The sequence below is a fragment of the Flavobacterium sp. OHVDL-2026-0007 genome (assembly GCF_059882335.1).
The window spans coordinates 4,122,647-4,134,416 of the sequence record NZ_CM187612.1; the positions used below are offsets into that span (position 1 = coordinate 4,122,647).

General features: G+C 35.8%; 8 protein-coding genes. 3 read left to right on the forward strand and 5 right to left on the reverse strand.

Annotated features, from left to right (window positions below):
• Nucleotides 1-80 precede the first annotated feature (80 nt).
• Entirely contained in the window at nucleotides 81-2,345 is a 2,265-nt protein-coding gene (locus AC51AA_RS16985; RefSeq protein WP_500703397.1) for an aconitate hydratase, read from the forward strand.
• Between the two features lie 292 nt (nucleotides 2,346-2,637).
• Complete coding sequence (locus AC51AA_RS16990; protein ID WP_500703398.1) at nucleotides 2,638-3,765, forward strand: C40 family peptidase; 1,128 nt, start codon at nucleotides 2,638-2,640, stop codon at nucleotides 3,763-3,765.
• Here the strand turns inward: AC51AA_RS16990 and AC51AA_RS16995 are convergent.
• Together AC51AA_RS16995 and AC51AA_RS17000 are read right to left on the reverse strand one after the other, a co-directional pair.
• Nucleotides 3,757-4,164, reverse strand: a complete 408-nt coding sequence (locus AC51AA_RS16995; protein WP_500703399.1) for a response regulator — start codon at nucleotides 4,162-4,164, stop codon at nucleotides 3,757-3,759. The genes AC51AA_RS16990 and AC51AA_RS16995 overlap by 9 nt on opposite strands.
• The gene (locus tag AC51AA_RS17000) at nucleotides 4,154-5,578 is read right to left on the reverse strand and encodes a sensor histidine kinase (RefSeq protein WP_500703400.1); all 1,425 of its coding nucleotides are present in this window, start codon (nucleotides 5,576-5,578) and stop codon (nucleotides 4,154-4,156) included. Before AC51AA_RS17000 ends, AC51AA_RS16995 begins: the two co-directional genes overlap by 11 nt.
• Nucleotides 5,579-6,162: 584 nt before the next feature.
• On the opposite strand from AC51AA_RS17000, the gene AC51AA_RS17005 reads away from it, so the two are divergent.
• On the forward strand, nucleotides 6,163-7,575 hold the full coding sequence (locus AC51AA_RS17005; RefSeq protein WP_500703401.1) for an APC family permease: 1,413 nt from the start codon (nucleotides 6,163-6,165) through the stop codon (nucleotides 7,573-7,575).
• A 277-nt stretch (nucleotides 7,576-7,852) separates the two neighbouring features.
• Here AC51AA_RS17005 and AC51AA_RS17010 read toward each other — a convergent pair whose 3' ends face one another.
• From AC51AA_RS17010 to AC51AA_RS17020, 3 genes are all read right to left on the reverse strand, one after another.
• Entirely contained in the window at nucleotides 7,853-8,614 is a 762-nt protein-coding gene (locus AC51AA_RS17010) for a phosphatase PAP2 family protein (RefSeq protein WP_500703402.1), read from the reverse strand.
• 133 nt (nucleotides 8,615-8,747) lie between these two features.
• Nucleotides 8,748-10,469 (reverse strand): HAMP domain-containing sensor histidine kinase, encoded by a 1,722-nt coding sequence (locus AC51AA_RS17015; protein WP_500703403.1) that lies wholly within the window; start codon nucleotides 10,467-10,469, stop codon nucleotides 8,748-8,750.
• Between the two features lie 121 nt (nucleotides 10,470-10,590).
• Complete coding sequence (locus tag AC51AA_RS17020) at nucleotides 10,591-11,718, reverse strand: sensor protein KdpD (protein ID WP_500703404.1); 1,128 nt, start codon at nucleotides 11,716-11,718, stop codon at nucleotides 10,591-10,593.
• Nucleotides 11,719-11,770 lie beyond the last annotated feature (52 nt).

Here is an 11,770-nt window from a genome sequence, read left to right on the forward strand (position 1 = left end):
TAACTCAGGCTTTTTTTTTTGCTATTCTATTTTTTGTATCTTGTAGTGTTCAAAATGAAATAACAAAAAAAAACATTATTATGGCTTTTGATATTGAAATGATTAAAAAAGTGTATGACAACATGCCTAGTCGTGTTGATAAAGCACGAGAGATTGTTGGTCGCCCACTTACTTTAACTGAGAAAATTTTGTACAATCACCTTTGGGATGGTACTCCATCTAAGGCGTTTGGAAGAGGAATTGACTATGTTGATTTTGCTCCGGATCGTGTTGCTTGTCAAGACGCAACCGCTCAAATGGCCTTATTGCAATTTATGCACGCGGGTAAATCAAAAGTAGCTGTTCCTACCACGGTTCACTGTGATCACTTAATTCAAGCAAAAGTGGATGCTGCAACCGATTTGGCTAGAGCAAAAACGCAAAGCAACGAAGTTTTCGATTTCTTATCGTCAGTTTCTAATAAATATGGAATTGGTTTCTGGAAGCCAGGAGCTGGAATTATTCACCAAGTAGTACTTGAAAATTATGCATTCCCTGGAGGAATGATGATTGGAACCGATTCTCATACTGTAAATGCAGGTGGTTTAGGAATGGTAGCTATTGGTGTTGGTGGAGCAGATGCTGTAGATGTTATGTCTGGTATGGCTTGGGAATTAAAATTCCCTAAATTAATTGGAGTAAAACTAACGGGTAAATTATCAGGTTGGACTGCTCCTAAAGATGTTATTCTTAAAGTTGCTGGTATTCTTACTGTAAAAGGAGGTACTGGAGCGATCGTTGAATATTTTGGTGAAGGTGCAACTTCTATGTCTTGTACAGGAAAAGGTACTATTTGTAATATGGGGGCTGAAATAGGAGCGACAACTTCAACTTTTGGTTATGATGCTTCTATGGGGCGTTACTTACGTTCTACAAATAGAGCAGATGTTGCAGATGCTGCAGATAAAGTAGCTGCTTACTTGACAGGAGATCCAGAAGTATATGCGAATCCAGAAAAATATTTCGATCAGGTCATAGAAATCAACTTAACGGAATTAGAACCGCACTTAAATGGTCCATTTACTCCGGATTTAGCTACGCCAATTTCTAAAATGAAAGAAGCGGCAATCAAAAATAACTGGCCATTACAAATTCAAGTGGGTTTAATAGGTTCTTGTACCAACTCTTCTTACGAAGATATTGCTCGTGCAGCTTCTTTGGCAAGACAAGTTTCAGCTAAAAACTTAAAAACTAAATCTCAATTTACCATTACTCCAGGTTCTGAAGTAGTTCGTTATACAATCGAACGTGATGGCTTTATTGATACATTCCATAAAATTGGAGCGACAGTTTTTGCTAACGCTTGCGGACCCTGTATTGGTATGTGGGACAGAGAAGGAGCGGAAAAAGAAGAAAGAAATACGATCGTTCACTCGTTCAATCGTAACTTCTCAAAACGTGCAGATGGTAATCCAAACACTTTAGCTTTCGTAGGTTCTCCTGAATTGGTGACTGCTATGGCTATTGCTGGAGATTTAGGTTTTAATCCGTTAACAGATACTTTAATCAACGAAGATGGTGAAGAAGTAATGCTAGATGCTCCAACAGGAGACGAATTGCCACCAAAAGGATTTGATGTGAAAGATCCAGGCTTTCAGGTTCCGGCTGAAGATGGTTCCGGAGTTCAGGTTGTGGTAAGCCCAACATCTGAGCGTTTGCAATTATTAGCTCCTTTTGATCCTTGGGACGGTAAAAATATTACGAGTGCTAAGTTGTTAATCAAAGCATTCGGGAAATGTACTACAGACCACATTTCTATGGCTGGACCATGGTTACGATTCCGTGGACACTTAGATAATATTTCTAATAACATGTTAATTGGTGCTGTAAATGCATTCAACCAGAAAACAAACTCAGTTAAGAATCAGTTAACAGGTACTTACGATGCAGTTCCTGCTGTGGCTCGTGCTTATAAAGCGGCTGGAGTTCCATCAATTGTAGTGGGAGATCACAATTATGGTGAAGGTTCATCTCGTGAACATGCGGCTATGGAACCTCGTTTCTTAGGGGTTAAAGCGGTATTGGTAAAATCATTTGCTCGTATTCATGAAACTAACCTTAAAAAACAAGGTCTTTTAGGATTGACTTTCGCTAACGAAGCTGATTACGATAAAATCCAAGAAGATGATACAATTAACTTTACTGATTTAGTGGCTTTTGCTCCAGGAAAACCATTAACATTAGAGTTTGTTCATGCTGATGGTTCTAAAGATATTATCTTGGCTAACCATACATACAACGCTGGTCAAATTGGTTGGTTCGTTGCAGGATCGGCATTAAACTTAATTGCTGCAGGTAAAGCTTAATCTTTTACGATTTATTATACCAAAGACGCTCTGTTCCTTCTACGAACAGAGCGTCTTTTATTTTTAGAAGATCAGTTTAAAAATGAAATACGATAATAGGTACTAAAACAGGAGATTAGTGTCGTAAGAAAGCACAGGCTGTTAATTTGAACCTAATTAGTTGTTAAAAAAGGTGCTTTTTTTACTTAAAAAAGTTAAATTCGCTTGGCGAGTAATATAGCTGTCTTTTCTGAGTTTATAATATAGGAGTTAAACTCAAAAAGATGTTTTATAAATGTAATTTCAATAAATAATGGTTTTCAGGTTAATAATAGTTTTGTTTTTTTTTAGTGTTGGTGCTTTTTCTCAAGAAAAATTTATCAAACACAGTATTTCAAAAGGAGAAAACCTGACTGTAATTGCTAAGAAATATGGAATAAAACCACAAGACATTGAAAGAGCAAATCCTAATGCTCCAAAAACTTTAAAACTAAATTCGGTTTTATTAATTCCCAATACCAATCAAAAGGGCGCAATAAAAACCACAGAAGTTATTGTCAGTACTGATGCAGAAACGCATAAAATTTTAGCCAAAGAAACGCTTTGGGGAATATCCAAAAAATATAAAATATCGGTTGAGGATTTGAAAAAAGCAAATCCATTTTTAGAAAGTGAAGGCTTAAAAGTTGGCCAAGAAATTTGTATTGTGCCTAATGCAGCTCCAGTGGTAGAAACTGTAGTTGAAGAAGTGGTAGTGGATACTGATGTCGTTATGGATAGAACAGTTTTACCTAAAGAAACAAAGTACGCCATTGCTAAAGAATTTGGAATTACAGTAGTGGAGTTAGAAAGACAAAATCCCGATATAAAAGGAAAATTACAAGTAGGCTATACGTTGAAAATTAAGGTGCCAAAAGAAAAAGCAGTTGCCTTAGAAGCTAGTAAGCCGATAATGGAAGAAAAAACGGCGACAGTGGCTATTCCTGTTATTGTTCAGGCGACTAGCGAGACAAACACGAAAAAGGATACAACAGCAGTAACGTATAAGTTTCAAGCTGATATAGCAGACCAATTGATTAGTAATGCCACTGAAAACATTGGGGTTAGATATCGATCAGGAGGGACTACAAAAGCGGGTTTCGATTGCTCAGGTTTAATGATTTGCACCTTTAACAATTTTGATATTAAGTTGCCTAGAAGCTCGATCGAACAATCACGATTCGGTTCGAAAATTACTACAGCTGAGGCACAAAAGGGAGATCTTATTTTCTTCAAAACCAATGGAAGACGTCAAATAAACCATGTCGGAATGGTGGTTGAAGTTGTAGAGGGAGAAATTAAGTTTGTGCATTCTTCTACTCACGGAGGAGTAATGATTTCGTCTACAAAAGAACCTTATTATCAAAGAGCCTTTACACAAGTAAACCGTGTTTTAGAGTAAGTCATTTTTTTTCGGATAAAACCTCCTTGCAAATTCTTCTATGGGAAACGGTTTGCTTAAAAAAGCCGTCACATAATTATTCTCTTGCATTATTTTAATTTCTTCGGTATGTAAGGTTGAAGAAAGTACGTAAATCTGAATTTCTTTTTTTTCTAAGTAGGGGAGTTTGTGAAATTCATTTAAAAACTCAAAACCATTCATTATAGGCATTTGAATGTCTAATAAGATGATAAGTGAAGGATATTTATTTTTGTTGTCATGCAGCCATTGTAAGCCTTCTTTGCCATTGTTTGCAATGATAATTTGATCAGTATGAAGTACTTTTTTTAGCAATTGCTTGATGACAAGTTGATCGATCAAATTGTCTTCAATTAATAAAAAGTGAGGGTTATTTTCCATCTGACTGGGGAATTGTTACAATAAATTTACTTCCAATAGTACTCTCTGAAAACACTGTAATGTGTCCTTTAATGTTTTCGACGGCTTCTTTTACAATATAGAGTCCTAATCCAGAACCTTTATTTTTGTTGGTGCCAAAATACATTTCAAAAATATAATCTTTGAATTCGTCCTCAATCCCAATTCCATTATCTGTTACTTCAATTTTATGAAAACCATCAAGAACATAGCTTTTGATGGAGATAAACATTTCTTGTTTGCTGTTGTCGGCATATTTTATGGAGTTGGAGAGTAAATTACTAATGATAATTCGTAAGCGCAAACTATCACTCTGAATGGAATCAACTAATAATTCTTGTGTGAAGGTAATGCTCTTGGCATTTTCTATATGCATTAATTGCTCAATGGCTTCGTCGAATATAATCTTCAGATCAACGGGCTCGTTGATGATTTGTTTGCGTTTGTTTTTAGAATAATCTATAATATCACTAATGAATTGATCCTGCTTGGTAAGGCTTTGAGACATTAAATGCAAATAGTCCTTTATCTGATCAATATCATCTTCTAATTGCGTAATCTCGATTAAACCCTTTAAAGAAGTAATCGGAGACCTTAAGTCGTGTGAAGCGCTGTAAACAAATCGGTCTAATTCGCGATTAACCAATATCAGATTCTCATTTTTATTCTCAATTTCCTTTCTAGATACAATTAATCGTTTCACCATAAGGTTGTAATAGAAGCATACACTGCCAATAATAATTAAAGTAAAAATGATATTAATAAGAATCAGTAAGTCTTTTATTTTTCGGGTTCCTTCCCCAATGGTGTTTGAAAAATTACGTTCGTTAATGGTTAGTTTATCACTGATGTCACTAATTTTTTGCAAGAAATTTTTTTGATCAAATGCAGTAAGTTGATTCCATTTTACTTTAGCATGTACTTGCTGTCCTAGGACGAACAATTCAGAGACTAATTTATCTCCTTGTTCCCATTCATGAATTGCTTTGGCAAGAAAAGAAACCTCTTTAAAGTTAACAAATAACCAGATGATATCGTCCAAGTCTTCTTCTTTGTTTCGTCCAAGTAGGAACGCTTTTCTCGCTACGTCATTATCTCCTGCTTTTAGTAACGTTACCCTAGCCAGACAATCACTTTGAGGTACTTCTAATTCTTCCAGGAATAATGTCCATTGATTTTTGTCATTGGTGTAGAGGTATGTTAAAAGGTGGCGAGAAGCATCTTTTTGTGCTTTGGAATAATGCGATTCCCCATTTACATAAGCTCTGGTGGAAGACAGTATTTTGACGGTGAAAAAGTTAATGCAAATTAATAAAGCGCAGGATAAAAATACAATTAGTAAAAGTATGAAGACATTGGGAAAACGTAAGTTTTTAAAAAAATGACTATTCAGCATAAATTTTTGATGAGTAAGTTAATGGCTTTGTTTTCTGTCTTACGGGCCTATTTATAAGCTGTTGTTCTGTCTTGATAAACTCTTTGGAAAATTAATTGCGTTAGTTAAAAAAAAGCGAAAATCAATTTTTTATGAAATGTGGAGGATAGCGGAACGGATTGGTACCTCTTATCAAATTTAAGAAAAAAAGGATAGAGTTTCATTAATACTACTTTTTTTCTTGTTAAATTATTGTGGAATCTAAGGCTGCTTTTAAGCTGTTTGATTTGAAGTATTTAGTAGTTTGTTTTCTGAGCTCACTCAAAATGCAGCATTGGTACTTGGTTTGGGCTTCTTGGAAGTACTGTGATCTTCGATTTAGAGTCTTTGATTAAAGGGTGCAAATAAGGGTTTTATGATGCTGAGTTTCATTGCGCTCTAAGGCGATCTAAATAGGAATCGTGATGATTTTAGAGGGAAAAAACCTTTAAAGGAGGTTAAAAAGGGAGTATTGTGATGTGAAAGGTTAATTAGGTAACAATATTTTAAACAAATTCTAAAATTTGAGAAAAAAGTATATCTTTAACCAACCAAAAATTGAAATAATGCAAGAAAACGACCAAGAGCAGTTTAAAAAAGAATTAGGATTATTAGATGGGACCATGCTTGTAGTCGGTTCTATGATTGGATCTGGAATATTTATAGTCAGTGCTGATATCGCCAGACAAGTGGGTTCTGCGGGATGGTTAACCTTGATTTGGCTTATCTCAGGCTTAATTACCGTTATTGCTGCTGTAAGTTACGGTGAGTTGAGTGCAATGTTTCCAAAAGCTGGAGGACAATATGTTTATTTGAAAGAAGCTTATAATAAATTAATTGCTTTTTTGTACGGTTGGAGTTTTTTTGCCGTTATTCAAACCGGGACCATAGCAGCAGTAGGAGTAGCTTTCTCCAAGTTTGCCGCTTATCTTTATGAGCCTTTAAGTGATGAAAATGTATTGTTTGAGTTGGGCTTTTTTAAACTCAATGCAGCTCAGATTGTATCGATTTTTACGATCGTTTTGTTGACCTTCATTAATAGTCGCGGTGTAAAAAACGGAAAGACGCTTCAGACCGTTCTCACCATCATCAAAATTTTATCATTGTTGGGTTTAATTGTCTTTGGATTTACGCTTGCAGCAAAAGCTTCAATTTGGGATGCTAACTGGACAGATACTTGGAATACACGTTCGTTTAATAAAGAGAGTGGTTCGTGGTTACCCATCAGTGGAACGGCTTTGATTACGGGGATATCTGCCGCCATGGTAGGATCTTTGTTTTCTAGTGATGCGTGGAATGGCGTGACCTTTATTGCAGGAGAAATTAAAAATCCTAAAAGGAACGTGGGTTTGAGCTTGTTTTTGGGAACTTTTATTGTGACTATTATTTATGTGTTGACCAATTTGATGTATTTGGCGGTAGTGCCATTAAATGAAATTGCTACCGCAAAATCAGATAGGGTCGCTGTAGTGGCTTCCCAATATATTTTTGGTGATATCGGAACCTTGATCATTGCTATTATGATTATGATTTCGACCTTTGCTTGCAACAACGGATTGATTATGGCTGGTGCAAGAGTGTACTACACTATGGCCAAGGATGGTTTGTTCTTTAAAAAAGCAGCAGTTTTAAACGAGTGGAGTGTTCCTGCTTGGGCTTTATGGGCACAATGTGTTTGGGCTTCAGCTTTGTGCTTGACTGGTAAATATGGCGATTTATTAGATTTTGTGATTATCATCGTTTTGATTTTTTACATATTAACGATCTATGGAATTTTTATTTTGCGTAAAAAAATGCCTCATGTAGACAGGCCATATAAAGCTTTCGGTTATCCGTTTTTGCCGTTGTTGTATATCGTGATTGCTTCTGCAATTTGTATTTCATTACTCTTAACGAAATTCTCCACTTGCGGCTGGGGTATCTTAATTATGTTAATTGGAATTCCAGTGTATTATGTTACTAAACCAAAAGCAAACTAAAGTTTGTTCCTTGTTTTAGATTTCACTAAAGTTGGGTCTAAAGATGTCAACCGGTAAATAAATAAACCAAACGCCTTGCTAATCACAAGGCGTTTGGTTTATTGTAAAATAGGGGATGTAAAACCGCTGTCTGAGATCTGCACAAACAGTGGTTGGTGGGGGCCTATACGGATTATGAGATCAAAGAGCAGTAGTCTATTTAAGAACTAAAAGCAAAATCGTTTGCTTTCTTTTGTTAGGGCATTAAAGTTCCGAATCATGTTGTTATGCATACTGTTTAAAATGTTTTTACAAAGTCCAGACCGTATTGTTGCCCATTATAAAAAGGTATGATCATAGAGGTTGAATTGCTTTCGGAAGCTGATTTGAAAAGCTTTTTTGTAATGTATGGGTTCATCCAATAGGCTAGTTTTGTACTCATAATTCCAATTCCTGCACCGGCCGCTACATCAGTCAGCCAATGACGGTTGTTATAAATTCGGAAAAGCCCAGTTCCTGTGGCTACAGCATAACCTGCAATTCCATACCAAATCGATTTATCCTTATATTCCTGCCACAGAAATTCTGCTCCTGCAAAGGCAGTTGCGGTATGTCCTGACGGAAAAGAGTTTTTGGAGCTTCCATCAGGCCGTTCTACTTTCACAAGTGACTTTAAACTTAATATAGTCGTAGCCATTATAGCATAGGAAGTCACAAAGAGTACAGATCGGTCGCGCATATTGTTTTTGCCCTTAACACCAAAAGAATTCAATGCATAAACGGAGGCCGCTGGAGCATATTGAGAAAAATCATCAATAGTAATTCTTCTGTCGATGTCTTCGGTCACTTCTGTCCTGATTTGTGAATTGAAACTCAGGAGTTGATCACTTTCAAGTCCGATGATGCCATAACCAAGTAAGACAGTTGGGATAATCAATTGCTTATAATTGAATTTGAGATGAGCAGCAGTACTATCAACTTTAGTAATGGAATCATTTTGCTGTGCATGGGCACTGAAAATACTAAATAAAAATACCAGAGGGATTGCTTTGTAGAACATCGTTAAGTGATTGTTATCAATTGCAATAATAACGAATGTTTAAGCAAACTATTTTTGGTTTAAGGCAACCTTAAGTGAATCTTAATTTGGGGTTTTTAAAGGTGCCAACTAGTACAATAGGCTTAATGAGCTATTATACTTTGAGCGCAAACCAAAAAGTACTCCCTAGTCCTAGATCGCTTTCTACACCAACAGTACCGTTTTGAGCTTCTATAAATTCTTTACTAATGGCCAATCCTAAGCCAGTACCCGATTTTTGACTTCCTGGAATTTGAAAATATTTATCAAAAACTTTGTCTTTGTACCTCGCGTCAATTCCTTTTCCGGTATCGATTACCTGAAAGACGATCTGATTATTTTCAGCTTTTAATTTAATAATGATTTTACTTTTCTCCGTGGAATAGGTGATGGCGTTTGACAAATAATTAATCAAAACCCAACCTGTTTTTTCGCTGTCGGCTTTTACATCTAAGAGGTCTTCCTCTGCTTCGATAAGGAGTTTTATTTGCTTTTGCTCCGCTTGGATTCTTACGGCTTCTGTGGCATAACTGACAATAGCGTAGGGATTACTTTTTTCAATATTCAATTGAATGTTTCCAGTTTCTAATTGTGATAAATTAAGCAGTTCACCGGTTATCTTAAGTAAACGTTGGCTGTCCTCTTTTATACCTTCTACTAATTGCTTTTGATCGTCGTTCATCTGTCCAGTTTTTGCATTTTCTAGTAATTGAAGGCTTAATTTAATAGAAGCGATTGGTGTTTTTAATTCGTGAGAAACTGTGGCGATAAAATTGGTTTTGGCAAAATCGAGTTCTTTAAAAGTGGTGATGTTTCGCAGTATGATCACATCGCCAATATTGATTTCTTTTTCTTCACCAGTAGGGGTTATCGTAATATTGATGCTTTCTTTGTCAAAGTAACTTTCTTTGCCGTTTGCAAAAATCTTCATGGGCTGCTTTTTATGCGAATCGCTTGCGGATTCTTTCAAAATCAACGATCTTATAAGATCATTGGATTGGGCTAGGGTAGCAGCAGATTTTCCAATAACATCTTCAGACTTCATTCCAATAATTTTTAGAGCTTCATTGTTTACAAATAAAACAATAGCTTCTTGATCCAAACCAACGATAGGATCATGCATATTATTGATCAGGGATTCGAGTCGTTTTTTTTCAAAGAAGAGGGTGTACACATTGCTATTATGATATTCTTCGAGTTTTTGAGCCATGGTATTGAACGATCTGGCCAGATCACCGTATTCGTTGTGATTGGTAAAATGCACACGCTCGGAATAATTTTTATTGGCAATTTCTTTGATACTTAAAGTGAGTTCTTTGATTGGGTTGGCAATATTATTGGGTAAGTTAATCAATAAATTAAAGGCGATCAAAAAACATAAAGTACCTACGATGGCGATCCATAAATTAGCATTTTCTGCTGTATGTTTGGCAATATCACTTTTTTGTTTTATCGCATCTAGATTAAGTTTCATAATGACAAAAATGTCTTGCCTGATTTGTGTTTTTATATTTTTATCATCATTATTTTGTTCTAAAACACTAAAGTGTTTCTCTAGTTTTTCAGTGGCTTCTTTTTCTCCGGGCTCTGTGACATTTTGTAACTGCTTGTCCAAATACTGTTTGAAAACATGGACCTTATTGTCCGTATCCGTTGCGATCTCATCTAGGGACAAAATCATGTTTCTGGAGTACTCCAAGGTATTGTAATTGGCTTTTAAGATATTTTCAGTGTCCGCTTTTATCAAAAAAACAGCATAGCCACTTACCAAAGAGAGTATAATAATCATTAAAAATAATAATCCAACTCCTAGATTTAGTTTTGTTTTAATTCTCATGATGTCGAAGTGAGGAAGAAAGAAATCACCTCCTCTAATTTAATTATTTTTTAAGTTATATGAGCTAAGAAAAATATACAGCTACCTTCTGATTTAAAGCAATGGATAGAGTTCAATTTTTTTAGGATAAAATGACAAGGTCAACATTCGAAAGAGACAGACTATTTAATAATCGTCTAAAGATTGTTGTAGACAAAATTACTTTAAATAAATTTAAATGTGGTTTTCCTATGCAGACCGTTGTAATTTGTTTTTCTTTCACTGTCATCAAGATAGCGTCGGCTATATTTTGATGTTCAATCTTAATGACTTCGGCTCCTAGTTGTACGGCCAATTTAAAGTTGTTAATTAAATGACGTTGTTTGTCCAAAGCAATTTTTGTACTGCTTTCTTTGGGGGTTTCAATGTATAACACGTACCAGCTTCCGTTATAATAGCTGGCCAGACGCGCGGCTTTTCTAATGACAACCTTGGCTGTTTTATCATTGCTGCTGATGCATGCTAAAAGTTTTTCGTGTCGTAACGCATGTAGTTGTGGAACTTCATTTTCTACTTTTCGAACAACTTGACTGGCCACTTCTTTTAGCGCCAATTCACGTAATTGTAAAATTTGATCTGACTTAAAAAAGTTAGTCAGAGCCGTCTGAATTTTATCAGCGGTATAGATTTTTCCTTCTTTTAAACGCGTAATTAGATCTTCGGAGGTCAAGTCGATGTTAACCACTTCATCTGCCAGTCGCAAAACATTATCTGGTATGCGTTCCTGTACGTCAACTCCTGTAATGCGTTTTACATCTTCATTTAAACTTTCAATATGCTGAATATTAACTGCTGAAATCACATTGATTCCTGCTTCGAGAATTTCTAAGACATCTTGCCAACGTTTTTCATTTTTACTTCCTTCGATGTTGGTGTGTGCCAATTCATCTACAATGACCACCTCTGGTCTAAGGTTGATAATGGCTTGAACATCGAGTTCATCAAGTTCTTTTCCTTTATAAAAAATAGTGCGTCTGGGAATGATCGGTAGGCCAAACAACAACTGATGTGTCTCTTGACGCATATGGGTTTCGATATAGCCAATTTTCACGTCAATGCCGTTCTTTAGTAACGAATGGGCTTCTTGTAACATTCGATACGTTTTCCCCACGCCGGCACTCATGCCAATGTAGACTTTAAACTTTCCTTTTCTTGATTTCTGAATTAAATCGAGAAAGTGCTGCGCATTATTTTCTTTTTCTTGACTCATGGTTTTGTGATGAAAAGCGTCAATCCTATTATTATTATTATTATTATAAAAC